27 protein-coding genes are annotated in these 24,621 nt (G+C 63.9%); 7 read left to right on the forward strand and 20 right to left on the reverse strand.

The features are described 5' to 3' along the window. Positions 1-85: 85 nt before the first annotated feature. The 3 genes from JKP78_RS10200 to JKP78_RS10210 all read right to left on the reverse strand — a co-directional run bounded on the left by JKP78_RS10200 (position 86) and on the right by JKP78_RS10210 (position 3,601). The gene (locus JKP78_RS10200) at positions 86-1,192 is read right to left on the reverse strand and encodes an NADH:flavin oxidoreductase/NADH oxidase (RefSeq protein ID WP_186687219.1); all 1,107 of its coding nucleotides are present in this window, start codon (positions 1,190-1,192) and stop codon (positions 86-88) included. A 148-nt stretch (positions 1,193-1,340) separates the two neighbouring features. Continuing rightward, positions 1,341-3,050, reverse strand: a complete 1,710-nt coding sequence (gene recJ / locus JKP78_RS10205; protein WP_186687221.1) for a single-stranded-DNA-specific exonuclease RecJ — start codon at positions 3,048-3,050, stop codon at positions 1,341-1,343. 8 nt (positions 3,051-3,058) lie between these two features. Further along, positions 3,059-3,601, reverse strand: coding sequence for a YaeQ family protein (locus tag JKP78_RS10210; protein ID WP_170028531.1), 543 nt, complete (start codon positions 3,599-3,601; stop codon positions 3,059-3,061). Between the two features lie 131 nt (positions 3,602-3,732). On the opposite strand from JKP78_RS10210, the gene JKP78_RS10215 reads away from it, so the two are divergent. Further along, entirely contained in the window at positions 3,733-4,932 is a 1,200-nt protein-coding gene (locus JKP78_RS10215; protein ID WP_186687224.1) for a CaiB/BaiF CoA transferase family protein, read from the forward strand. Between the two features lie 16 nt (positions 4,933-4,948). Then, positions 4,949-5,824 (forward strand): TIGR02285 family protein, encoded by an 876-nt coding sequence (locus tag JKP78_RS10220; protein ID WP_200626628.1) that lies wholly within the window; start codon positions 4,949-4,951, stop codon positions 5,822-5,824. 149 nt (positions 5,825-5,973) lie between these two features. Here JKP78_RS10220 and JKP78_RS10225 read toward each other — a convergent pair whose 3' ends face one another. The 12 genes from JKP78_RS10225 to ffh form a co-directional block, all read right to left on the reverse strand. Continuing rightward, complete coding sequence (locus tag JKP78_RS10225) at positions 5,974-6,255, reverse strand: DUF3509 domain-containing protein (protein ID WP_170028525.1); 282 nt, start codon at positions 6,253-6,255, stop codon at positions 5,974-5,976. A 79-nt stretch (positions 6,256-6,334) separates the two neighbouring features. Next, positions 6,335-6,754 (reverse strand): histidine kinase, encoded by a 420-nt coding sequence (locus JKP78_RS10230; protein ID WP_186687230.1) that lies wholly within the window; start codon positions 6,752-6,754, stop codon positions 6,335-6,337. Between the two features lie 210 nt (positions 6,755-6,964). Beyond that, positions 6,965-8,374, reverse strand: a complete 1,410-nt coding sequence (gene thrC, locus JKP78_RS10235; protein WP_186687233.1) for a threonine synthase — start codon at positions 8,372-8,374, stop codon at positions 6,965-6,967. Between the two features lie 55 nt (positions 8,375-8,429). Then, complete coding sequence (locus tag JKP78_RS10240) at positions 8,430-9,734, reverse strand: homoserine dehydrogenase (protein ID WP_170028519.1); 1,305 nt, start codon at positions 9,732-9,734, stop codon at positions 8,430-8,432. Positions 9,735-9,817: 83 nt separating this feature from the next. Beyond that, a complete protein-coding gene (locus JKP78_RS10245) occupies positions 9,818-10,561 on the reverse strand; it encodes a DsbC family protein (RefSeq protein WP_186687236.1) in 744 nt (247 codons plus the stop codon). A 153-nt stretch (positions 10,562-10,714) separates the two neighbouring features. Further along, positions 10,715-11,611 (reverse strand): site-specific tyrosine recombinase XerD, encoded by an 897-nt coding sequence (gene xerD / locus JKP78_RS10250; protein ID WP_186687238.1) that lies wholly within the window; start codon positions 11,609-11,611, stop codon positions 10,715-10,717. Positions 11,612-11,818: 207 nt separating this feature from the next. Then, positions 11,819-12,226, reverse strand: a complete 408-nt coding sequence (locus JKP78_RS10255; RefSeq protein WP_170028512.1) for an acyl-CoA thioesterase — start codon at positions 12,224-12,226, stop codon at positions 11,819-11,821. Between the two features lie 93 nt (positions 12,227-12,319). Continuing rightward, the gene (rplS, locus tag JKP78_RS10260) at positions 12,320-12,670 is read right to left on the reverse strand and encodes a 50S ribosomal protein L19 (RefSeq protein WP_003252148.1); all 351 of its coding nucleotides are present in this window, start codon (positions 12,668-12,670) and stop codon (positions 12,320-12,322) included. Between the two features lie 42 nt (positions 12,671-12,712). After that, positions 12,713-13,465 (reverse strand): tRNA (guanosine(37)-N1)-methyltransferase TrmD, encoded by a 753-nt coding sequence (trmD, locus tag JKP78_RS10265; RefSeq protein WP_003252146.1) that lies wholly within the window; start codon positions 13,463-13,465, stop codon positions 12,713-12,715. A 3-nt stretch (positions 13,466-13,468) separates the two neighbouring features. After that, on the reverse strand, positions 13,469-14,005 hold the full coding sequence (rimM, locus tag JKP78_RS10270; RefSeq protein WP_170028510.1) for a ribosome maturation factor RimM: 537 nt from the start codon (positions 14,003-14,005) through the stop codon (positions 13,469-13,471). 5 nt (positions 14,006-14,010) lie between these two features. Next, positions 14,011-14,262, reverse strand: a complete 252-nt coding sequence (gene rpsP, locus JKP78_RS10275) for a 30S ribosomal protein S16 (RefSeq protein WP_003259424.1) — start codon at positions 14,260-14,262, stop codon at positions 14,011-14,013. 259 nt (positions 14,263-14,521) lie between these two features. Next, positions 14,522-15,898 carry a signal recognition particle protein gene (ffh, locus tag JKP78_RS10280; RefSeq protein ID WP_170028509.1) on the reverse strand — a complete coding sequence of 459 codons (1,377 nt, stop codon included), beginning with the start codon at positions 15,896-15,898 and terminating at the stop codon, positions 14,522-14,524. A 323-nt stretch (positions 15,899-16,221) separates the two neighbouring features. Between ffh and JKP78_RS10285 the strand changes: the two genes are divergently transcribed. From JKP78_RS10285 to JKP78_RS10295, 3 genes are all read left to right on the forward strand, one after another. Continuing rightward, positions 16,222-17,031 (forward strand): cytochrome C assembly family protein, encoded by an 810-nt coding sequence (locus JKP78_RS10285; protein WP_186686040.1) that lies wholly within the window; start codon positions 16,222-16,224, stop codon positions 17,029-17,031. 9 nt (positions 17,032-17,040) lie between these two features. Then, a complete protein-coding gene (locus JKP78_RS10290; protein ID WP_186686042.1) occupies positions 17,041-18,240 on the forward strand; it encodes a transporter associated domain-containing protein in 1,200 nt (399 codons plus the stop codon). A gap of 275 nt (positions 18,241-18,515) precedes the next feature. After that, entirely contained in the window at positions 18,516-19,817 is a 1,302-nt protein-coding gene (locus JKP78_RS10295; RefSeq protein ID WP_170028504.1) for an MFS transporter, read from the forward strand. A gap of 140 nt (positions 19,818-19,957) precedes the next feature. Here the strand turns inward: JKP78_RS10295 and purT are convergent, their stop codons facing one another. The 5 genes from purT to JKP78_RS10320 form a co-directional block, all read right to left on the reverse strand. Continuing rightward, positions 19,958-21,139: a formate-dependent phosphoribosylglycinamide formyltransferase gene (purT, locus tag JKP78_RS10300; RefSeq protein WP_186686044.1), complete on the reverse strand. Its 1,182-nt coding sequence runs from the start codon at positions 21,137-21,139 to the stop codon at positions 19,958-19,960. Positions 21,140-21,215: 76 nt separating this feature from the next. Further along, positions 21,216-21,683, reverse strand: coding sequence for a VUT family protein (locus JKP78_RS10305; protein ID WP_170028502.1), 468 nt, complete (start codon positions 21,681-21,683; stop codon positions 21,216-21,218). Positions 21,684-21,888: 205 nt separating this feature from the next. Beyond that, on the reverse strand, positions 21,889-22,089 hold the full coding sequence (locus tag JKP78_RS10310; RefSeq protein WP_186686049.1) for a DUF1289 domain-containing protein: 201 nt from the start codon (positions 22,087-22,089) through the stop codon (positions 21,889-21,891). Further along, positions 22,082-22,606: a gamma carbonic anhydrase family protein gene (locus JKP78_RS10315; RefSeq protein ID WP_170028500.1), complete on the reverse strand. Its 525-nt coding sequence runs from the start codon at positions 22,604-22,606 to the stop codon at positions 22,082-22,084. Before JKP78_RS10315 ends, JKP78_RS10310 begins: the two co-directional genes overlap by 8 nt. A 45-nt stretch (positions 22,607-22,651) precedes the next feature. Further along, on the reverse strand, positions 22,652-23,251 hold the full coding sequence (locus JKP78_RS10320; protein ID WP_186686051.1) for a CoA pyrophosphatase: 600 nt from the start codon (positions 23,249-23,251) through the stop codon (positions 22,652-22,654). Between the two features lie 124 nt (positions 23,252-23,375). On the opposite strand from JKP78_RS10320, the gene JKP78_RS10325 reads away from it, so the two are divergent. After that, positions 23,376-23,927: an NUDIX hydrolase gene (locus JKP78_RS10325; RefSeq protein ID WP_186686053.1), complete on the forward strand. Its 552-nt coding sequence runs from the start codon at positions 23,376-23,378 to the stop codon at positions 23,925-23,927. A gap of 22 nt (positions 23,928-23,949) precedes the next feature. Continuing rightward, positions 23,950-24,504: a L,D-transpeptidase family protein gene (locus JKP78_RS10330; RefSeq protein WP_170028497.1), complete on the forward strand. Its 555-nt coding sequence runs from the start codon at positions 23,950-23,952 to the stop codon at positions 24,502-24,504. Positions 24,505-24,621 lie beyond the last annotated feature (117 nt).

Raw genomic sequence — 24,621 nt, forward strand, 5'->3', positions numbered from 1 at the left:
GCGCCTGCGAGATCGAGCGCCGCCCGCGCGGCGCTCGATATCAGCCCTACCGATTATTTCCGCCCACCACCACACTCCGACGATGCTAATCCCGTAAATCCGACTCGTGAATCGGGTTGGCCCGGCTGGTCGCGCGCTGATATTGAGCGGGCCAGGTGGCCTTGTTGCCGCCCAGGTCATCATCGGCATGCAACGGCCAATACGGGTCGCGCAGCAGTTCGCGGGCAAGGAAGATGATGTCGGCCTGGCCAGTGCGCAGAATGTGCTCGGCCTGGGCCGGTTCGGTGATCATGCCCACGGTGCCGGTGGCGATTTCCGACTCCTTGCGCACACGCTCGGCGAAACGGGTCTGGTAGCCGGGGCCGGTGGGGATCTCGGCATTGACCGAGGTGCCGCCGGAGGACACGTCGATCAGGTCGACACCCAGGCCACGCAGGCGGCGCGCCAGTTCGACGGTTTCATCCGGGTTCCAGCCATCCTCGACCCAATCGGTCGCCGACACCCGCACGAACAGCGGCAGCTCGGCCGGCCACACCTTGCGCACGGCCTCGACCACCTGCAAGGTCAGGCGGATGCGGTTTTCGAAACAGCTGCCGTACTCGTCACGGCGCTGGTTGCTCAGTGGTGACAGGAACTGATGCAGCAGGTAGCCATGCGCGGCGTGGATTTCCACGACCTTGAATCCGGCTTTCAGGGCACGCTCGGTCGAGGCGACGAAAGCGTCGATCACGCCCTGGATTTCGTCGTGGTTCAACTCGCGAGGCGTGGTGTGCTGCGGGTCGAAGGCGATCCTTGATGGCCCTACCGGCTGCCAGCCACCCTCTTCCGGCTTGACGCTGCCTTGTTTGCCCAGCCAAGGCCGATAGGTACTGGCCTTGCGCCCGGCATGGGCCAACTGGATGCCGGGCACAACGCCCTGGGCCGTGATGAAGCGGGTGATGCGCTGCAACGGGGCGATCTGTGCATCGTCCCACAGGCCGAGGTCTTCGGCGGTGATGCGGCCATCGGCGGTCACCGCCACCGCTTCGGTGATGACCAAGCCTGCGCCACCCACGGCGCGGCTGCCAAGATGAACAAGGTGCCAATCGTTGGCCAGGCCATCGACAGCGGAATACTGGCACATCGGCGAAACGGCGATGCGGTTGGGCAGGGTCAGCTGACGCAGGGTGTAAGGCTCGAGCAGCAGGCTCATGAGGGCACCTCCCAAGGACTCCAATGGTGATCCGGCCCGGACACTCAATTGCAAGTCCCTGGCCCGGGTCCGGTCAATATTCAGACTAGACCAGAATGCTTGGGGGGAAGGTTCCCTGAAAATTCGAGGGACGATAGCGTCGGTACGGTCAGCGCGGCTCCATGTGGGCAATCATCAACTGCACGCTTTCATTGCCACGAAACTCGTTCACGTCCAGCTTGTACGCTAGTTCAACCCAACGCACCGTCGGGTTCGGCCACACTTCGCGGTCGATACCAAAGGCGATGCCATCCAGCCGCACCGAGCCGCACTCGCTCTTGAGCACCACCTTCAGGTGCCGCTCGCCCACCACGCGCTGCTCCACCAGCTGGAACACGCCATGGAACAGCGGCTCGGGGAAATGCTGGCCCCAAGGGCCGGCATGGCGCAGGGCCTTGGCCAGGTCGAGGTGGAATTCCTCCACTGCCAGGCTGCCATCCGACAACAGGCGGCCGGTCAGGTCGTCTTCAACCAGGTGACGCCGCACTTCTTCGTCGAACGCCTGGGCAAATGCCGGGAAATTAGCCTCGGGCAACGACAACCCGGCGGCCATGGCGTGGCCGCCGAACTTGCTGATCAATTGCGGATGGCGCGCGGCCACGGCATCCAGCGCATCGCGAATATGGAAGCCCGGCACCGAACGCGCCGAGCCCTTGAGCATGCCCTCGCCGGCATCGGCGAAAGCAATGGTCGGCCGGTGGTAACGCTCCTTCAGGCGCGAGGCCAGGATACCGATCACCCCCTGGTGCCAGTCCGCATCGAACAGGCACAGACCGTAGGGCATCGACTCGATCGGCAGGTCCTTGAGCTGGGCCAGTGCCTCACGCTGCATGCCCTGCTCGATGGACTTGCGGTCCTGATTCAGGTCGTCCAGCTGCTGGGCCATGTCCTTGGCCAGGGCGGCGTCCTCGCACAGCAGGCATTCGATGCCCAGGCTCATGTCGTCCAGGCGCCCGGCAGCGTTGAGCCGTGGGCCGAGGATGAAGCCGAGGTCGGTCGAGGTGATACGCCGGTGGTCGCGGCGGGCCACTTCGAGAATGGCCTTGAGCCCCGGGCGGGCACGGCCGGCGCGGATACGCTCGAGGCCCTGGTGCACCAGGATGCGGTTGTTGGCGTCCAGCGGCACCACGTCGGCGACGCTGCCCAGGGCGACCAGGTCGAGCAGTTCGCCGATGTTCGGCTGTGGCTGCGTCTCGTAGCGCCCAAGGCTGCGCAGGCGTGCACGCAGGGCCATCAGCACATAGAAGATCACCCCGACCCCGGCCAGCGCCTTGCTCGGGAAGCTGCAGCCCGGCTGGTTGGGATTGATGATGGCGTCGGCCGCGGGCAACTGCTCGCCCGGCAGGTGATGGTCGGTGACCAGCACCTTGAGCCCCGCCGCCTTGGCCGCCGCCACCCCATCGACACTGGAAATGCCGTTGTCCACGGTAATCAGCAGTTGCGGCTGGCGTTGCAGCGCCACCGCGACGATTTCCGGGGTCAGGCCGTAGCCATACTCGAAGCGGTTGGGTACCAGGTAATCGACATGCGCCGCGCCCAGCAGGCGCAGGCCCAGCACGCCGACCGTACTGGCGGTGGCGCCATCGGCATCGAAGTCGCCAACGATCAGAATGCGCTGGCGCTGGTCGATGGCCTCGACCAGCAGATCGACACCGGCTTCAATACCCTTGAGCTGCTGGAACGGCAGCAGGCGCGCCAGGCTTTTGTCCAGTTCGGCTTCGCTCTGCACGCCGCGGGCAGCGTACAGGCGGGTCAGCAAGGGTGGCAGGTTACCGAGAAATGGCAGGGTCGGCGGCAGCGGGCGAGGTTCGATACGCATGGAGTGCTTCAGCCACGCTCACCCAGCAGCCACTCCAGCTGCACTTCGTGCTGGCCGCGGTCATCGGTGACGAATACCGTGCCCTCGCTGATCATCACGTCCCACTTGATGGTACGCGGCATATCGGTAGCGAGGGTTGCCAACACCTCCTGCGGAACGGCGGCGATGCTCAGGTTCTTCAAGCCCTTGACCGCGTCCACCACCTTGTTCTGCCACACCCGCAGGCTGCCATAGGCCAGCAGGCTGGTACGCTCGGTGCGGCGCGAGCACCAGGTCAGGCGCTCGGCATCCGGCTGGCCCACTTCGATCCAGTGCAGGATGCGATCGTCCAGGCTCTTCTCCCACAGGGCCGCTTCGTCGACGTCGGACAGGCCGCGGCCGAAGGCCAGGTTCTCGTTGTACCACAGCGCATAGGCCAGCAGGCGCACGGCCATGCGCTCTTCAGTTTCCGAAGGGTGGCGGGCGATAGTCTGGCGGACGTTCTCGTACACGCCACGATCGAGGTCGGTCAGGTTCAGTTCGAATTTGTAGGTGGTGGACGGCTGGGCCATGGTCGACGGGCTTCTTGCGCAAGAAAAGTGGCACAGTCTAACCGATCCTGCCCTTGGTTGCGCCGCGGCAGTATCTGCCGCTTGCGACCTATGATAAAACCACGGCTCTGCCCAGTTGCCACGGATGCCCCATGCCTACGCCCAGCAAACCCCTCGCCGGCCTCAAAGTCATCGAACTTGGCACCCTGATCGCCGGGCCGTTCGCCTCGCGCATCTGCGCCGAATTCGGCGCCGAGGTGATCAAGGTCGAATCGCCCGATGGCGGCGACCCGCTGCGCAAATGGCGCAAGTTGTACGAGGGCACCTCGCTGTGGTGGTTCGTACAGGCCCGCAACAAGCAGTCGCTCACCCTCAACCTCAAGCACCCCGAGGGCCGCGAGATTCTCAAGCGGCTGCTGGCCGAGGCTGACATCCTGATCGAGAACTTCCGCCCGGGCGTGCTGGAAAAACTCGGCCTGGGCTGGGACGTGCTGCATGCTCTCAACCCGCGCCTGGTGATGGTGCGCCTGTCGGGTTTTGGCCAGACCGGGCCGATGAAGGACCAGCCAGGCTTCGGCGCCGTCGGCGAGTCGATGGGCGGCCTGCGCTATATAACCGGTTTCGACGATCGCCCACCGGTGCGCACCGGCATTTCCATCGGTGACTCGATTGCTGCCTTGTGGGGCGTGATCGGCGCGCTGATGGCCCTGCGCCACCGAGAGGTCAACGGCGGTGACGGCCAGGTGGTGGATGTGGCGCTGTACGAGGCGATCTTCGCCATGATGGAAAGCATGGTCCCGGAATTCGATGTGTTCGGCTTCATCCGCGAACGTACCGGCAACATCATGCCGGGCATCACGCCCTCCTCCATCCATACCAGCGCCGACGGCAAGCATGTGCAGATCGGCGCCAATGGCGATGCCATCTTCAAGCGTTTCATGCAGGCCATTGGCCGCACCGACCTGGCCGACGACCCGAGCCTGGCCACCAATGATGGCCGCGACCTGCGCCGCGACGAGCTGTACGGGGTGATCGACCGCTGGGCCAACAGCCTGCCGCTGGAGCAACTGATGCAGGTGCTGACCACCGCCGAAGTGCCGGCCAGCCGCATCTATTCGGCCGAAGACATGTTCAACGACCCGCAGTACCTGGCGCGGGAAATGTTCCTGCACGCCAGACTGCCGGACGGCAAGCCGTTCCGCATGCCCGGCATTGTCCCCAAACTGTCGGATACCCCCGGCTCGGCCGAGTGGGTTGGCCCGGCACTGGGCGAACACACCGAGGCATTGCTCGGCGCCCTGGGCTACGACGCAGCCGCCATCGCCAGCCTGCGTTCAGCCGGCACGGTCTGACCTGGCCCTGCCCCCCATGCGCGCTGCCCGCCGCCTACGTCACCTGGTCCTGCTGTGCGGGCTGCTGCCGGCCTTGCTGTGGCAACCGGCCAGCGCCAAGGAGCGCCTGTTCTGGCTGGTGCGCGACCTGCCACCGTTCACCATTTTCGAAGGGCCGGAAAAAGGCCAGGGGGTGATCGACCAGCTGTTGCCACTGCTCATCGGCCAGATGCCCGAATACGACCACAGCATCGTGCGGGTCAACCGCGCCCGCGGTATCCAGATGCTGCAAGACCCCAACAGCTTCACCTGCGATCCGACCTTGCTGTGGACACCGGAGCGCGCCGGGTATGTACGCTTTTCCATGCCTGCTCTGGGCGTGCTCAGCGGCGGCCTGGTGCTGCGCAAGGACAGCCAGGCGCTGGTGGCTCCCTACCTTGATGGCCAGCAGGTGGACCTGCATGGCCTGTTGAGCAAGACCACGCTGCAGCTGGGCGTGGTTGCCGAACGCAGCTACGGCACGCAGATCGACGCCATCCTGCGCCAGCTGCCCGACAGCGCCCTCAGCCGCCACTACGGCAACGACGCCACTGCCAACCTGCTGCAGATGCAGCAACTGGGGCGCTTGCGCCTGGTGCTTGGCTATTGGCACGAAGTGCGCTATCTGGTCCAGCAGCAAGGCGGGTCACTGGCTGACTATCGGTTCTATCCGGTGCAGGGAGTGCCCCGCTACCAGTTTCTGCATGTAGGGTGCTCGGACACCGAGCTGGGGCGCACCGCCATTGCGCATATCGACCAGTTGCTGCCTGCCCTGCGCCAGGAGGTACTGCCGGCACACTATGCGCGCTGGCTGGACCCGGCACTACAGGAAGGCTACCTGGAAGACAGCAAGCGCTTCTTCAAAGACCGCTGACAGGGCTGCTGCGGCCACCCAAAAAGAAACCCCGGACGCTGGGGAACACGCCCGGGGCCAAGCGAAAGTCCTTGGGGACTTCCCGTGGCAGCCCTGCCAGCGCCGGAGCAAAGCACTGGCTGGCTGCCCTACAGTGTCTGATCAGCCACTCAGGCAAAGGTTCCAGGGGGCTGCTGGCGCTGCTGCAGTGCTGCGATTACGCAGGGCTGCAATCGCCCCTCGGCGATCTGCAAGTCACGGTGCAAACCATCCACCAGGTCGACCAGCAGGCGTTGCTCCTGCAACTGGCGTTCGCTGACCGTACGCCGCAAGGTTATATCGCCGAGCGGGTCACGCACGGTCAACTGGCGATTACCCTGGGCATCGGCGACGCCAAGGTGGGCCTGGTAAGGGGTCAGGGCTTCGTTGAGCAGTCTGCAGATTCTTTCCATCCGGATCACTCGCTGCGTGGTGGGATATAGAGGAACTGACCAACAGACGCAGCGGAAAGTTCGTCACACCGCGCCTTCGTCAGTGAGCATGCGGGGTGCAGGTGACAGTTTGAATACGCCGCCAGGGGCGCATTTGCAGTGCCTGCAAGGCATGCTGCAGGCGTGGCATCGACAGCGGCCAGGGCAGCTCGGCGAGCACCCACAGGCCACGGCTTCTGGCCTCCTGGGCAAGGTCATGGTGCTTGCCGGTAGCCTGGCCGACGAATAGCAACGCACGTGCGGGGTACCGCTGCTCGAACAGGGCAAGGCCGGCCAGGGTCGGCATGGCGTGGTCGAGAATCAGCAGGTCGGGACGACGCTCGGCGCCAAGGCACGCATCGAGTTCAGTGGTGTTTGCGCTGACGCGAACGTCGAAGATGCCCTGGGCGTTGAGGGCCTGGTGCAGGAGAATCTGGTGAGACGGGCGAGCCTGGTGGATCAACACGTAGGGCTGGTGCATGAGCCGCTCCTGAAGGGAGAGCCGGCTAATTTAGGTGTTGTGAAGGTCGACCTGAATAGGATGTTTCTGAGAGGGGCGAAGGAAAAGGCTGAGGTGCTACGGCCGCTTTGCGGCCTATCGGGACCCAAGGCCGCGCCTGCACGCAACGCGATGTTCTGCAGGAGTGGCCTTGGGGCGCAATGGGCTGCGGCGCAGCCCGATGCAAGGTGATTACAGCGGCTTGCCGCGGTTACCGTGCTGGCTGACAAAGCCCTGCACAGCCTTCAGGTCATTGGCCAGCACCGTGCAGCGTTCTTCACGGCTGAACAGGTCGCTGAGGTGCGCAGGCAGTTCCAGCGCCTTGCCCACACCGGCCTTCTCCACCGCTTCCGGGAACTTCACCGGATGCGCGGTACCCAGGACCACCATCGGCGTGTCGAGGCTGCGCCGGCACTCGCGCGCGGCCTTGACGCCAATCGCGGTGTGCGGGTCGAGCACCTCGCCGGTGGCAGCGAATACCTCGGCGATGGTTTCGCAGGTCTGCTCGTCAGTCACAGCCAGCGAATCGAACAGTTTGCGGGCTTCGGTCCAGCGGTCCTGTTCGACGCTGAAACCACCACCCTGCTTGAAGTTCGCCATCAGCTCGGCAATCGCGCCACCATTGCGACCGTGCAGGTCGAACAGCAGGCGCTCGAAGTTGGACGACACCATGATGTCCATCGACGGCGACAGGGTCGCATGCAGGGTTTCCTTGACGTACTGATTGCCGCTCATGAAGCGGTGCAGGATGTCGTTGCGGTTGGTGGCGACGATCAGCTGGCTGACCGGCAGGCCCATGTTGCGCGCCAGGTAGCCGGCGAAAATGTCGCCGAAGTTGCCGGTAGGTACCGAGAACGCGACCGAACGGGCCGGGCCACCCAGCTGCAGGGCGGCGTGGAAGTAGTAGACGATCTGGGCCATGATCCGCGCCCAGTTGATCGAGTTCACCGCAACCAGGCGGGTGCCCTTGAGGAACGACTGGTCGGCGAAGCTGGCCTTGACCATTTCCTGGCAGTCATCGAAGTTGCCTTCGATGGCGATGTTGTGGATGTTGTCGCCGAAGATGGTGGTCATCTGCCGACGCTGCACTTCCGACACGCGCTGGTGCGGGTGCAGGATGAAGATGTCGACGTTGTCGCAACGGCGGCAACCTTCGATGGCGGCGGAGCCAGTGTCACCGCTGGTGGCACCGATGATCACCACGCGCTCGTTGCGCTTGGCCAGTACGTGGTCGAGCAGCCGCCCCAGCAGTTGCAGGGCGAAGTCCTTGAACGCCAGGGTCGGGCCGTGGAACAGCTCGAGCACCCACTCGTTGCTGTTCAGCTGGCGCAGCGGCGCCACGGCGGCATGGGCGAACTCACCATAGGTTTCTTCGAGGATCTTCTTGAAGTCGGCATCGGCGATGCTGCCTTCGACGAACGGGCGCATTACCCGGAAGGCCAGCTCGTGGTACGGCAGGCCGGCCCACGAGGCGATTTCTTCCTGGGTGAAGCGTGGCAGGTTTTCTGGCACGTACAGGCCGCCATCGCTGGCCAGACCGGCCAGCAGGACGTCTTCGAAATTCAAGGCCGGTGCCTGGCCGCGGGTGCTGATATAGCGCATGGGTGCAAACCTTCGATACTGGGGCCGGAGCCGCGCAGGCGGCCCGACGGCAAAATTAATTGAGCTGTTCGACGCGAATGCGCACGACCTTGCCGACCACGTCCTGCAGGGCTTCCAGGGCGACGATGGCATCGTTGATGTGCTGCTCGACCACACCATGGGTCAGCAGGATCATCGGTACCAGGCCGTCCTGCTCCTCGGCTTCCTTCTGCATGATCGACTCGATGTTGATGCCGCGCGCCGAGAGGATGCTGGCCACCTGGGCCAGTACGCCCGGGTGGTCCTTGGCCTGGATGCGCAGGTAGTAGGCGCTTTTGCAGGCTTCGATCGGCAGGATCGGGTGGGCCGACAGCGAGTCCGGCTGGAAGGCCAGGTGCGGTACGCGGTTTTCCGGGTCGGAAGTCATCGCCCGCACCACGTCGACCAGGTCAGCGACCACCGACGAAGCGGTAGGCTCCATGCCGGCACCGGCGCCGTAGTACAGGGTGGAACCGGCAGCGTCACCATTGACCATGACGGCGTTCATCACGCCATTGACGTTGGCGATCAGGCGGTCGGCCGGGATCAGCGTCGGGTGTACCCGCAGCTCGATGCCGTCGGCGGTGCGGCGTGCCACACCGAGGTGCTTGATGCGGTAGCCCAGGGCCTCGGCGTAGTTCACGTCAGCGGTGGTCAGCTGGGTGATGCCCTCGGTGTAGGCCTTGTCGAACTGCAGCGGGATGCCGAACGCGATCGAGGCGAGGATGGTCAGCTTGTGTGCGGCATCGATGCCTTCGACGTCGAAGGTCGGGTCGGCTTCGGCGTAACCCAGCGCCTGGGCTTCGGCCAGAACGTCAGGGAAGGCCCGGCCCTTCTCACGCATTTCGGTAAGGATGAAGTTGCCGGTACCGTTGATGATGCCGGCCAGCCAGTTGATACGGTTGGCCGACAGCCCTTCGCGGATGGCCTTGATCACCGGAATGCCACCGGCCACGGCGGCTTCGAAGGCGACGATGACGCCCTTCTCGCGCGCCTTGGCAAAGATTTCGTTGCCGTGCACGGCAATCAGCGCCTTGTTGGCGGTGACCACGTGCTTGCCGTTTTCGATGGCCTTGAGCACCAGGTCGCGGGCCACGGTGTAGCCACCGATCAGCTCGATGACAATGTCGATCTCCGGGTTGCTGGCAACTTCGAACACGTCAGCGGTAATGGGGGTACCGGTAATCTGGCAGTTCGGGTTCTGCGAGCGCATGGCGATCTGTGCCACTTCAATACCGCGCCCGGCACGGCGGGCAATCTCCTCGGCGTTGCGCTGAAGTACATTGAAGGTTCCGCCACCGACGGTCCCCAACCCACAGATGCCTACTTTGACCGGTTTCACTGTGAACTCCCCATTGAACGGCCGACACCTTTGCCGGCCGTGAAACATGCCGTCACCCCATGACGACGGCGTACTGAATTGGATTACTTGGCCAGTGCCAGCTTGGCCACCTGCGGTGCCGGCTGGTAGCCCGGAATGACCTGGCCACTTTCTAGCACGATCGCCGGCGTGCCGTTGACACCGATCGACTGGCCCAGTTGGAACTGCTTGCTGACCGGGTTGGCGCACTTGGCAGCCTTGATTTCCTCACCCTCGACCATCTTGTCCATCGCTGCACGGCGGTCGCTGGAGCACCACACGGCCTGCAACTGCTGGTCACCCGGCGAGCCGAGGCCCTGGCGCGGGAAGGCGACATAACGCACTTCGATACCGCGGCGGTTGAGCTCGGGCACTTCGGCGTGCAGCTTGTGGCAGTACGGGCAGGTGGTGTCGGTAAACACGGTGATGTGCGATTTGGTCTCGCCCTTGGCAGGATAAACCACCATCTCGGCGGCTGGAATGCCGTTGATGAGCTTGGCGATACCCAGGCGCTCGGCCTTCTCGGTCAGGTTGACCGGCTTGCCGTCCTGGATCTGGAACAGGTAGCCCTGCATCACGAACTGCCCGTCAGCGCTGGCATACAGCACGCGACCACCCTGCAGCTTGACTTCATACAGGCCGCTGACCGGGCTGCTGGCCACGCTTTCTACCGGCACTTCCAGCTCGAGGTTCTGCAATGATTTACGGATGGCCTGCTCGGCGCCGGCAGGGCTATCGGTTGCCGCGGCAACGGCAAGGGTACTGGCCAGCGCCAACGCGGCGGCGGCGAAAAACTGGGTCACGCGCATGGGAACTCCTGAAGGCGGACAGGGGCCGGAGGGCGTCAGCTGCGCAAAATGCGCGCTGACAATGCGGCCCTTGGTGCAAACCGCTCAAGCCTACCACATCACACTGCCAATGAAGGGCCCTGCAAGGACCGGTCGGCGGAACATGAAAAACATTCATCCACGCGGGTGATGCTGGGCGTGCAACTGCTGCAGGCGGGCCTTGGCGACATGGGTGTAGATCTGCGTGGTCGACAGGTCGCTGTGGCCCAGCAGCATCTGCACCACACGCAGGTCGGCGCCGTGGTTGAGCAAGTGTGTGGCGAAGGCATGGCGCAGGGTGTGCGGCGACAAGGGTTTGTCGATGCCGGCCACCCGGGCGTGGTGCTTGATGCGGTGCCAGAACGTCTGGCGGGTCATCTGCTCGCCACGCTGGCTGGGGAACAGCACGTCGCTGGGGCGGCCATTGAGCAGTTCGGCGCGGCCATCGCGCAGGTAGCGCTGCAGCCACACCACCGCTTCTTCGCCCATGGGCACCAGGCGCTCCTTGCTGCCCTTGCCCATTACCCGCAGCACGCCCTGGCGCAGGTTGACCTGGTCGAGGGTCAGGCTGACCAGTTCGGTAACGCGCAGGCCGCAGGCGTAGAGCACTTCGAGCATGGCGCGGTCACGCTGGCCGATGGCTTCGCCCAGCTCCGGGGCCTGCAGCAAGGCCTCGACGTCGGCTTCGGACAGCGACTTGGGCAGGGGCTTGCCCAGTTGCGGCATGTCCACTTGCAGGGTCGGGTCGATGGCCACCAGCTTTTCCCGCAGCAAGTAGCGGAAGAAACCGCGCAGGCCGGACAGGAAGCGTGCCGTGGAACGTGGCTTGTAACCCTGGTCGAGGCGCCAGGCCAGGTGGTCGAGAATCAGCTCGCGGCCGGCGTCGGGCAGGCTGACGGAACGTTCCTGCAGCCAGCCGTTGAACAGGGCCAGGTCGCTGCGGTAGGACACGCGGGTGTTGTCGGACAGGCCTTTTTCAAGCCACAGGGCGTCGAGGAACTGGTCGATCAGGGGGTGGTCGAGGGCGGGCATGCGGGGCTGCTGGATGCTTGAGATAGGGCTAGTGTTTCACAGCATCCAGCCCGTTGTCGCGGGCCTTGTAGGAGCGACCTTGTGTCGCGATGGGCTGCGCAGCGGCCCCCAGATGGTACAGCGCTGCGGAAAATCCTGGGGGCTGCTGCGCAGCCCATCGCGACACAAGGCCGCTCCTACAAGGCCCAGGTCAGGCCCAGGATGTGCTCAAACCTGAGGCAAGACCGGCACCGGGCGCTTGTCCTCGTCGATGGCGACGAAGCTGAATACCCCATGAATCGCCCGCTCGCGTCCGTCCAGGTACATGTTCTCGACGAACACATCCACCTGCACCTGCAAGCTGGTATTGCCGACCTTGATCACCGAACCCACCAGTTCGACGATCGAACCTGCCGGGATCGGGTGCTTGAAGTCGATACGGTCGGTGGACACGGTCACCAGTGGCAGACGGCAGAAGCGCGTGGCGGCGATGAACGACACTTCGTCCATCCACGCCAGGGCAGTGCCGCCGAACAAGGTGTTGTGGTGGTTGGTGGTGTTGGGGAACACCGCCTTGGTCACGCGGGTCACCGACAGTTCGGTGCGGCGCTGGATTTCCTGGTCTCGGGGGGTCATGACAATCACATCTACGGGTTTCAAAACGCAAAAAAGCAGCCCGAAGGCTGCTTTTTTCTCGCTAGGCGGCCGCGGCCACCGGGCAAACTGCACTCAGGACAGTTTTTCCTTGATGCGAGCGGCTTTGCCGGACAGGTCGCGCAGGTAGTACAGCTTGGCTTTACGCACGTCACCACGACGTTTCACGGCCAGGCTGTCGATCTGCGGGCTGTAGGTCTGGAAGGTACGCTCTACGCCAACGCCGCTGGAGATCTTGCGCACGGTGAAGGCGCTGTTCAGACCGCGGTTACGCTTGGCGATAACGACGCCTTCGAACGCCTGCAGACGGGAACGCTCACCTTCCTTCACTTTAACCTGGACGACAACGGTGTCGCCTGGTGCGAAGGTCGGGATTTCCTTGCTCATCTGCTCGGCTTCGAGCTGCTGGATGATCTTGTTGGTCATGCTGTGCTCCTAAGATGGATACGCGATCCACCATCGATACGTTTAACTATCGTCCCGCTCGCGGAGATATTCCTCGAGCAGCTTCTTCTCTTCTCCAGAAAGCGAGCGACTTTCCAGAAGATCGGCGCGTCGTTCGAAGGTCCTACCAAGGGACTGCTTCATTCTCCAACGCCGGATGTGTGCATGGTTGCCACTTAGCAACACGTCGGGAACACGCTGATCCGCATACACCTCAGGTCGGGTGTAGTGCGGGCAGTCGAGCAGACCGTCGGTGAAGGAATCTTCTTCCGCCGAGTCCACATGCCCTAAAGCTCCGGGCAGCAGCCGTGTAACCGCATCGATCAGTACCATGGCCGGCAGCTCGCCACCGGAAAGCACATAGTCGCCAATCGACCACTCCTCATCGACATGAGCCTCGATAAAGCGCTCGTCGATGCCTTCATAACGACCGGCGATCAGGATCAACGATTCCTGTTCGGCCAGGCCTTTGACCGCCTGCTGTGTCAGCTTGCGGCCTTGTGGCGAAAGGTAGATCACCTTCGCCGCTGCTCCGGTCGCCTGCCTGGCGCTAACCAGGGCGTCTTCCAGAGGCTTGATTTTCATCACCATGCCCGGACCACCGCCAAACGGCCGATCATCCACCGTGTGGTGACGATCTGTGGTGTAGTCCCGCGGGTTCCAGCAAGTCACCTGAAGCAACCCCTGTTTCACCGCGCGGCTGGTAATGCCGTACTCCGTGATGGCCGAGAACATCTCGGGGAACAACGTGATGACGTCTACGCGAAGGTTACCCATCGTCTAGAAGTCCGCGTCCCACTCAACCCGCATCACGCCTGCTTCCAGGTCGATATCGAGCACGCATTGCGCCGTATAGGGCAACAGACGCTCGCGATCATCCAGGCTGCCTGCGCAGGGCTTGACCACCATGACATCGTTCGCACCGGTCTCCAGCAGGTGATCGACCTTGCCGAACAGCTGTTCGTCCTGGTTGATGACCTTCAGGCCTACCAACTGGTACCAGTAGTACTCGTCGGCCGCCAGGCTGGGCAAAAGGCTCCGCGGAATGCAGATTTCGTAACCACTCAGAAGACGAGCTTCATCACGGTCATCGAGGCCTTTCAGTTTCACGACCAGGCCCTTTTGGGAGCCACGACCGTTGACCAGCTCGACCTGCTTTACCTTGCCTTCGTGCCGAAGCGTCCAGCGCGGATAATCCAACAGGTTTTCAATCGGATCGGTAAAGGAATACACCTTCACCTCGCCGCGAACGCCGTGAACCGAAAAAATCTTGCCAACGACGATGAGGTCGTCAGCCTTTTCTGGCGTCGCGTTCATACTGCTCAGGCAGCAGCCTTGGCAGCGTCCTTCAGCAGCTGAGCAACGCGCTCAGACGGCTGTGCACCCTGGCTCAGCCAGTAGTTGACGCGCTCTTGGTTGACCGACAGCTTGACTTCGGCGCCAGCAGCGATCGGGTTGAAGAAACCTACGCGCTCAACGAAACGGCCGTCACGGGCGTTACGCGAGTTGGTCACGGTCAGGTGGTAGAATGGGCGCTTTTTCGAGCCGCCACGGGCCAGACGAATGGTTACCATGTGAACATCGTTCCTATAGTCGGTGCTGCAGTTGATACAGCAGCTGGTACTGCAAATCTGAATGCCAAATAGGCACACGGGTGCCCAAAAGGCCGCATATTCTCGGGGAATACACGGACATTTGCAAATGACTTTTTCGGCAAGGCCCCGCCCTGCCGTCCAGATTCGCCGGTTGCGCCGCAAAATTCGCGGCCGTTGCCCCACCAAGGCGGGGGTTCAGGGCGCCGGCCGGACAAACGGCAGGCACCCGGAATAGGGGTTACAGCTTGGGCATGCCGCCACCTGGCAGCATCCCGCCCAGGCCACGCATCATCTTGGCCATGCCGCCCTTGGCGGAAAACTTCTTCATCATCTTCTGCATCTGCTTGTGCTGCTTGATCAGGCGGCCGACGTCCTGCACCTGGGTGCCAGAACCGATGGCGATACGGCGCTTGCGCGAGCCGCTGATCAGCTCCGGATCACGGCGTTCGGCCGGGGTCATGGAGTTGATGATCGCTTCCATCTGCTTGAACTGCTTCTCGGCCGCGCCCTGGGCATTGCCCATCTGCGACAGGTTGACCCCGCCGATGCTCGGCAGCTTGTCCATCAGCCCGCCCAGGCCGCCCATGTTCTTCATCTGCTGCAACTGGTCGCGGAAGTCTTCGAGGTCGAAGCCCTTGCCCTTCTTCAGCTTCTTGGCCAGCTTGTCGGCCTTGGCCTTGTCGATGTTCTGCTCGGCCTGCTCGATCAGGCTGAGCACGTCGCCCATGCCGAGGATGCGCGAGGCGACGCGGTCGGGGTGGAACGGCTCGAGCGCTTCGGTCTTCTCGCCCATACCGATGAACTTGATCGGCTTGCCGGTGATGGCCCGCACCGACAGGGCGGCACCGCCACGCGCGTCACCGTCGACCTTGGTCAGTACCACGCCGGTCAGCGGCAGCGCCTCGCCAAATGCCTTGGCGGTGTTGGCGGCGTCCTGGCCGGTCATGGCGTCGACCACGAACAGGGTCTCGATCGGCTTGACCGCAGCGTGCAACGCCTTGATCTCGTCCATCATGTCGGCATCGATGTGCAGACGGCCGGCGGTATCGACGATGACCACGTCGATGAACTTCAGCTTGGCTTCACGAATGGCCGCTTCGGCGATGGCCACGGGCTTCTGGCTGATGTCGGAGGGGAAGAAGGTGACACCGATGTCGTTGGCCAGGGTTTCCAGCTGCTTGATCGCCGCCGGGCGGTAGACGTCGGCAGACACCACCATCACGCTCTTCTTCTTGCGCTCCTTGAGGAAGCGCGCCAGCTTGCCGGCGGTGGTGGTCTTGCCCGCGCCCTGCAGGCCGGCCATCAGCACCACGGCAGGTGGCGCAGCGTTCAGCGCGAGGTCTTCGTTGGCCGCGCCCATCAGGCTTTCCAGCTCGGCCTGGACGATCTTCACGAAGGCCTGGCCCGGGGTCAGGCTGCGCGACACTTCGGTGCCGACCGCACGCTCCTTGACGCTGTTGACGAAATCCTTGACCACCGGCAGGGCGACGTCGGCCTCGAGCAGGGCCATGCGCACTTCGCGCAGCGTGTCCTTGATGTTGTCTTCGGTCAGCTTGGCCTTGCCGGTGACATGGCGCAGCGTCTGTGACAGGCGGTCGGTCAGGTTTTCGAACATGGTGATCCTTTCAGGCCCAGTAAAAGCCGAGGTTTGTCAGGCGCCCAGGGGGAATGCATACCCGCCAGGCACAGCAAGGCGGCGATTATAGCGAAGTGCGGCGGCGGCGCACACCTTGCTGGCGGCCTGATAGATATTCGGTGGCTGTGCCGGCCTCTTCGCGGGTGAACCCGCTCCCACAGGGTCTGCACCACGTTCAAGACCGGCGCCGCACCTGTAAGAGCGGGTTCAGCCGCGAAAGCCGCACCGCGGTCTGCCAGTCTTCCTAGACCAGCGCGATCTATGCCAAACTCCGTCTCTTTAAGGCTCGCCACCCAGGACTTATGTTCTCCTCACCCAGCCTCATCCCCAACCTGATCGCCGCCGTCCTCTATATAGCTGCGGCCATCTACCAGGGCTCGTTCCTGGCCCGCAACCGCAAGGCCGACAAGCGCCTGCTCGCCCTGCTGGGCGCCTTCGCGGTGCTCGCCCAGGGCGGCGCGCTGTTCTTCCAGCTGATCACTCCGCTGGGCCTGAGCCTGGACTTCTTCAGCGCCGCCAGCCTGATCGCCGTGGCAGTCATCGCCCTGACCCTGCTGGCCTGCCTGCGCATACCAGTGGAAAACCTGCTGGTGCTGCTGTTCCCGCTGGGCGCGGTGACCGCGCTGCTGGCGCAGTTCGCGCCCCCCGGCACGGTGCCGCTGATCAACGAGGAACCGGGCATCCTCGCGCATATCCTGCTGTCGATCCTGGCCTACGGCCTGTTCACCATCGCGGTGTTCCAGGCGCTGCTGTTGCTGCTGCAGGACCGCCAGTTGAAAAACAAGCACCCGTCCGGGCTGATCCGCAACTTCCCGCCCCTGCAAACCATGGAAAGCCTGCTGTTCGGCTTCCTCTGGGCCGGCTGGTGCCTGCTGTCGCTGTCGCTGATCTCCGGCTGGCTGTTCCTCGACAACCTGTTCGCCCAGCACCTGGTGCACAAGACCTTGCTGGCCTGTGTCGCCTGGGTGGTGTTCAGCGTGCTGCTGTGGGGCCGTACCCGCCTGGGCTGGCGTGGCCACAAGGCCATCCGCTGGACGCTGGCCGGTTTCTGCCTGCTGATGCTGGCCTATTTCGGCAGCAAGCTGGTTCGCGAATTCATCCTGCATATCTGACGGCCGCCCATGGATACCCTGCCGTACGCACCGCTATTCGGCACCCTGGCACTGGCGCTGTTGTGGTCGGCACTGTTCACCGCCGTGGATGCCGCCCGCCAGCTGCTCAATGGTGCGCGCACCGGCGAGGACAGCCCCGCGCTGCCCGCCCAGGCCCTGGTGCTGTGTGCCAGCCTGGGCAAGTTGCTGGTGCTGGGCCTGGCCTGCCTGATCGGCCAGCGCCACAGTGGCGAGCACGGTTTCTGGCTGGCCGGCCTGGCCGCCACCCTCAGCTTGCTGGTGTTCGCCGAGTACCTGCCACGACGCCTGGCGCGGCGCAACCCGCAGGCCTTGGTCAGCCTCGGTGTCAGCCTGCTGAAAGTGCCGCTGACCCTGTTGCAACCACTGGCCTGCCTGCTGGATGGCATTGCCAGGTTGATCCTGCGCCCATTCCGCGTGCAACCCACGGCTGTGGCCGTGCATCCGCCGGAAGCGGATGACTTCGATGAGGACGACGAGCACGAAGCGCCGCGCCATGGCCTGCTCGACGGCCTGCAATCACTGGACAAGATCACCGTCAACGACATTCTGGTGCCGCGCAACGAAGTGGACGGCATCAACCTCGACGATCCGATCGAGCGCATCATCGAGCAACTGATCGTCAGCCGCCACACCCGCCTGCCGGTGTACCACAGCGACATCAACCAGGTTGAAGCGATCCTCAACACCAAGCTGATCAGCCACCTGCTGCCCAAGGCCGAGCTGACCCTGGAGAAACTCCACAGCGCCTGCTACGAGCCCTATTTCGTGCCGGAAAGCACGCCCCTGCAGATGCAGCTGTTGAACTTCCACAAACAGCAACGCCGCCTGGGCGTGGTGGTGGACGAGTACGGTGAAGTACTGGGCATCGTCACCCTGGAAGATATCCTCGAGGAAATCGTTGGCGAATTCGAGGACGAGCACACCCTGGACAACCCCCACGTCCACCCGCAGCCAGATGGCACCTTCGTCATCGACGGCACCGCTTCGCTGCGCGAAATCAATCGCACCCTGGGCTGGCACCTGCCCTGCGACGGCGGGCCGAAAACCCTCAACGGGCTGGTCACCGAAGCGCTGGAAAGCATCCCGGAAAGCGCCGTTTGCCTGAAGATCGGCCGCTATCGCCTGGAAATCCTCGAAACAGAGGACAATTGTGCCAGCAAGGTACTGGTATGGACCGTGACCCGCTAGCTATACTCGGGCCACGCTTACCCAGCCTAGCCGTCCCGCCTGCTATCCGCACTCGGCGCTCCACGGCCAGTCCGCCCCACTGACACGCCCTGCGGTCCTGCTTCAATACCCCGAACAGTGCCCGCCCCCGCCCCTATCCCCCTTGGGCTATCGTCAGTCTGGCGCGCACAACAACAAAACTCCGGCGCCCGCATGGCCGTGCCTGGCTCTTTCGCTTAGCACGCTGTCGCAGGCCACGCCCATGGAGCCGGATCAGACTGTCAGGGACCTTCCAAATGACAACCAGCAGCACTTATGCCGAAGCGCCTGCCGCGCCGGTCAATTCGCCCGCGCGGGTAGCCACTGCCAGCTTCATCGGCACCGCCATCGAGTTCTATGATTTCTACGTCTACGCCACTGCCGCCGCCCTGGTGATCGGCCCGGTGTTCTTCCCTTCCGGGTCGGGTACCGCGCAGATGCTGGCGGCCTTCCTCACCTTCGGCATCGCTTTCCTGGCGCGCCCGCTGGGCTCGGCACTGTTCGGCCATTTTGGCGACCGCATCGGCCGCAAATCGACCCTGGTCGCCTCACTGTTGCTGATGGGCGTGTCCACCACCGCCATCGGGGTGTTGCCGGGCTATGACAGCATTGGCGTGTGGGCGCCGGTCATCCTCTGCCTGTTGCGCTTCGGCCAAGGCCTGGGCCTGGGTGGCGAATGGGGTGGCGCGGCGTTGCTGGCCACCGAGAACGCGCCGCAAGGCAAACGCGCCTGGTTCGGCATGTTCCCGCAGTTGGGGCCGTCGATTGGCTTCCTCGCCGCCAACGGCCTGTTCCTGACCCTGGCGCTGGTGCTCAGCGACGAGCAGTTCCGCGCCTGGGGCTGGCGCATTCCGTTCCTGCTCAGCGCGGCGCTGGTGCTGGTCGGCCTGTATGTGCGGCTGAAACTCGAGGAAAGCCCGGTGTTCGCCAAGGCAGTCGCGCGCCAGGAACGGGTGAAAATGCCGGTGGTCGACCTGTTTGCCAAACACTGGCGGCCTACCCTGCTGGGCGCGGCGGCCATGGTGGTGTGCTACGCACTGTTCTACATCTCGACGGTGTTCTCGCTGAGCTACGGCGTGACCACGCTGGGCTACAGCCGCGAAACGTTCCTCGGCCTGCTGTGCTTCGCAGTGGTGTTCATGGCCCTGGCCACGCCCCTGTCGGCCTGGCTCAGCGACCGCTACGGACGCAAGCCGGTGCTGGTCGTCGGCGGCCTGCTGGCGGTGCTCTCGGGCTTTACCATGGAACCGCTGCTGACCTCGGGGTCGACCGCAGGCGTGGCGCTGTTCCTGGCCATCGAATTGTTCCTGATGGGCGTGACCTTTGCGCCGATGGGGGCACTGCTGCCGGAACTGTTCCCGACCCATGTGCGTTACACCGGGGCGTCGGCTGCGTATAACCTGGGCGGGATCGTCGGGGCTTCGGCGGCACCGTTCTTTGCCCAGAAACTGGTGAGCATGGGTGGCTTGAGCTGGGTCGGCGGCTATGTGTCGGCGGCCGCAGTGATCAGCCTGCTTGCCGTGCTGTGCCTGAAAGAGACCCGCAATACTGCGCTTTGAATGATTGGGGCTGCTTTGCAGCCCTATCGCGCCACAAGGCCGCGCCTGCAGGAGATCGCCCCCGCTTCAGCTTGCGCGATTCCCTGTAGGAACGGCCTTGTGGCGCGACAGGGCCGCAAAGCGGCCCCATGCGGCCTGGATCAGAACTCGACCTTGACCGCCTGCGCAGCACGGGTCGCCTTGGCCCGCGCCAGCTCGACCGACTCGTCCCGCGCCAGGCACACGCCCATGCGCCGCGTCCCGTTGATTTCCGGCTTGCCGAACAGGCGAATGGCGGTATCCGGCTCGCTCAGCGCTGCGCCCAGATTGGCGAAGCTGGTCTGCTGCGACTGGCCTTGCGGCAGGATCACCGCCGAGGCCGATGGGCCGAACTGGCGCACGGCCGGAATCGGCAGGCCAAGAATCGCCCGGGCATGCAGGGCAAACTGCGAGAGGTCCTGGGAAATCAGGGTGACCAGGCCAGTGTCATGCGGGCGTGGCGACACTTCGCTGAACCACACCTGGTCCCCCTTCACGAACAGCTCCACGCCGAACAGGCCACGACCGCCCAGGGCATCGGTGACCGCCTTGGCCACCCGCTGCGACTCGGCCAGCGCTTTCGGGCTCATGGCCTGCGGCTGCCACGACTCCTGGTAGTCGCCTTTTTCCTGACGATGGCCGACCGGCTCGAGGAAAGTGGTGCCGCCCACGTGGCGCACTGTCAGCAGGGTAATCTCGTATTCGAAGTCGATGAAGCCTTCGACGATCACCCGGCCCTTGCCGGCGCGACCGCCCTCCTGGGCGTAGGCCCACGACGGCTGCAGGTCGGCATCGCTGCGCAACAGGCTCTGGCCCTTGCCCGACGAACTCATCACCGGCTTGACCACGCACGGGTAACCGACATCGGCCACGGCCTTGGCATAGTCTTCATAGGTGTCGGCGAAGTGGTACGGCGAGGTCGGCAGGTCCAGCTCCTCGGCGGCCAGGCGGCGGATGCCTTCGCGGTTCATGGTCAGCTGGGTGGCGCGGGCCGTCGGCACCACGTTGAAACCTTCGTTTTCCAGTTCGACCAGGGTGGCGGTGGCGATGGCTTCGATTTCGGGAACGATGTAGTCCGGCTTCTCGGCCTCGATCACGGCGCGCAGGGCAACGCCATCGAGCATGTTGACCACGTGGCTGCGGTGCGCCACCTGCATCGCCGGGGCATTGGCGTAGCGGTCGACGGCGATCACTTCGACGCCCAGGCGCTGCAGCTCGATCACCACTTCCTTGCCCAGTTCGCCACAGCCGCACAGCAGTACACGGGTCGCGGTGGGCGACAAGGGGGTTCCGATACGGGTCATTTCAGGTCCTCGAAGGCGTCCGGGGCCGCACCAGGCATGGCGCCGCCCGCTGAAAAAGGACCGCTATTCTACACCATCAACCGACGGCGGCAGCGCGCCGCGCGCGAAATGCCATGGCCAGCCACACGGCGGTGACCCCGGCGAACTTCGAGGCCATGGCCGTGCCGATCACGGCCGGGGCCAGGGCACCGATCATGCCGAAGAAGATGAACGTGTCCACCGGGATGCTCAACGCCGAGCTCAGCCACAGGCGGTCGCGCAGGGGGCGGCGGGTGATGCTGAATACCAGCCAGTCGATCAGTTCGGAAATGAAGAACGCGGTGGCACTGGCCAGCGCGATGGCCGGCTCCGAGGTGACATAGGACAACACCAGCGCCACCAGCATGGCGACCAGGGCGCCATGGCCGAAGCGGGTCTGCACCATGTCGCGCAGGATGAACACCAGGCCGCCCCAGGCGGACCAGATGATGTCCAGGTGCGGCGCGCTGGAGAAGGCGTAGTTGATCAGCACTACGCTGCTGATGTAGGCAAGCAGATAGAACATGGCGGCTAGTCTGTGGGCAAGCCGCACAGATTACCGCTGGCTTCCCGAGCAGGCAACGGTACTCCTTGTAGGAGCGGCCTTGCGTCGCGATGGGCTGCGAAAGCAGCCCCAGCAACGTTAGCAACTGCACCGAAACATTGGGGCTGCTTCGCAGCCCATCGCGACGCAAGGCCGCTCCTACAGGCGACGCGAGCCTGCAGGGCATTCAGTTGTGGAAAACCAGGCCGGCCTCTTTCGCCCGTTCATGACACAGCTTCAGCACCGCACGACGCTCGTCATTGTCCATCCGCCCCCAGCGGCTGATTTCCGCCACGCTGCGCTGGCAACCGGTGCAGATATCCTGCTCGTCCAGCGCACAAATGCTCACGCACGGCGAGGCCACCGGCCGTTCCACGGCATCACTCATCGTCAACCACCAACTCCCGCGCATAACGCTGGGCATTGGCCACGTAATGCGCGGCACTGGCTTCGAGCATGCGCTTCTGCTGCTCGGTCAGCTCGCGCACGACCTTGCCCGGCGAGCCCATCACCAGGGAGCCGTCGGGAATTTCCTTGCCCTCGGCAATCAGCGCATTGGCGCCAATGATGCAGTGCTTGCCAATCCGCGCGCCGTTGAGGATGACCGCGTTGATGCCCACCAGGCTGTAATCGCCCACCGTGCAGCCATGCAGCATGGCGTTGTGGCCGACGGTCACGCCCTTGCCCAGGGTCAGCGGCGAGCCCATGTCGGTGTGCATCACCGTGCCATCCTGCACGTTGCTGCCTTCGCCAATGTCGATCAGCTCGTTGTCGCCGCGCAACACCGCGCCAAACCACACGCTGGCATTGGCCTGCAGGCGTACCTTGCCGATCAGGGTGGCGGTGGGTGCGGCCCAACTGGTGGGGTGGCTTTCGACCCGCAGGTCGCCCAGGCGGTATTTCATGCTTGCTCCTCAGGCTGCGACGCAGACGGCGGGGTAGGCCCCCACTCAGTTTTCGATGTAACGCTCAGGCGGCTGGTGCAGGCTGATGCCGGCATCGAACAGCAGGTTGACCAGCTCGACGATCATAATCGCCGACAAGCCCCAGATCTTGTATTCGCCGTAGCGATAGCTGGGCACATACCAGCTGCGCCCCTGGTAATCGATACGGTGGGTATGTTCGCGCGGGTCCTGGCGGAAGAATTCCAGCGGCACGCTGAATACTGCCGCGATCTCGGCGTCATTGGCGCGGTATTCGACAAAATCCGGGATAAGCCCGACGAATGGCGTCACTTTCAGGCCATGCAGCGAAATCAGCGGGCTGAGCGGGCCGATCACTTCCACCAGGCCAGGCGGCAGGCCGATTTCCTCTTCGGCCTCGCGCAATGCCGTGAACACCAGGTCCGGGTCTTCCGGGTCGCGGCGGCCGCCGGGAAAGGCCACTTCGCCGCCATGCGTGGACAAGCCCTGGGCACGCAGGGTGAGGACCAGCTCGGGCGCTTCGCTACGGGTAATGGGCAAGAGGACCGCCGCTTCAGGGAACCGCCGGTCGGTTTCCATTGAGGCGGGTTGGTGGTTGCTCATTCGGCGAAGTAGCTCGTCCAGCATTGCGCACACTCGTATTCAAGGCCTGCCTTGCATGATGCACCAAAGCCGCGCAGCACCCAAGCCCCGCGCGCTTGCGGCGGCACGGCCGTCGCGCCAAGATAAGCCAGAGCGAAAGGAAACCGACATGAAATTCTGCAGCACGTGCGGCCAGCTGGTCACTCAGCGGATTCCTGCAGGCGACAGCCGCTTGCGGTATGTCTGCGAATCCTGCCAGACCATCCACTACCAGAACCCCAATATCGTTGCCGGCGTACTGCCGACCTGGGGCAGCCAGGTATTGCTGTGCCGGCGCGCCATCGAGCCACGCCGGGGCTTCTGGACCCTGCCTGCCGGGTTCATGGAAAATGGCGAAACCCTCGACCAGGCCGCCCGTCGTGAAACCGTCGAGGAAGCCTGCGCCCGCCTCGGCAGCATGACCCTGTACCAGCTGTTCGACCTGCCGCACATCAACCAGGTGCATGTGTTCTTTCGCGCCGAGCTGGCGGACCTTGATTTCGCTATCGGTGTGGAAAGCCTGGAGGTGCGGCTGTTCGAGGAACACGAGATACCGTGGGGCGAGCTGGCTTTCCGCACTGTCACACGCACACTAGAATGCTACTATCGCGACCGCATTGGGCAGCAGTACCCCATAGGCCATGAATACCTGCCGCCGATGCATGTCTCGACCACTACCTAGAAGCCTTCAGGGAAACCGTTACATGCGCTGGTTGCTTGCCCTTTTCTGCCTTTGCGTTACCTCGGTGTCCCAGGCGGCGTTCACCGAGACGATCATCCGCAAACCCCAGCCGGCAGCGCAAACCCAGTCGCCTTCGCAACAGGCCATGCAGCCGCTGATCGACAAGGTGCTGGTGATCAAGTCCGAGCGGCGCCTGCAATTGATCAGCCGTGGCGAACCCCTGAAAACCTACCGCATCTCCCTGGGCAAGCAGCCCAAGGGGCCCAAGGAACGCGAGGGTGACAAGAAAACCCCCGAGGGCCTTTACTGGCTGGACTGGCGCAAGCAAAGCGACCGCTTCAACCTGGCCATCCACATCAACTACCCGAATGTCAGCGATGCCGCCCGCGCGACCCGTGAAGGGGTGAGTGCCGGCAGCATGATCATGATTCATGGCACGCCGATCAACGACGAGTACCCGGAGTGGTACTTCCATACGCTGGACTGGACCGATGGCTGCATTGCCATGCGTAACCGCGACATGCAGGAAGTCTGGGACCTGGTGCGCGATGGCACGCTGATCGAGATCCGCCCCTGATCTAGAGCCTTCGCCGCGACTCTGTAGGAAGTATCTTTCAAACAGCCGAGAACTCGCCTGACAGGCGCCTAGGCAGGGTACTGCATCCAGGCCAACACCCGAATTCTTAGCATCCAC

It is taken from the genome of Pseudomonas sp. LAM2023 (assembly GCF_016620375.1).
GTDB classification, from domain to species: domain Bacteria; phylum Pseudomonadota; class Gammaproteobacteria; order Pseudomonadales; family Pseudomonadaceae; genus Aquipseudomonas; species Aquipseudomonas anuradhapurensis.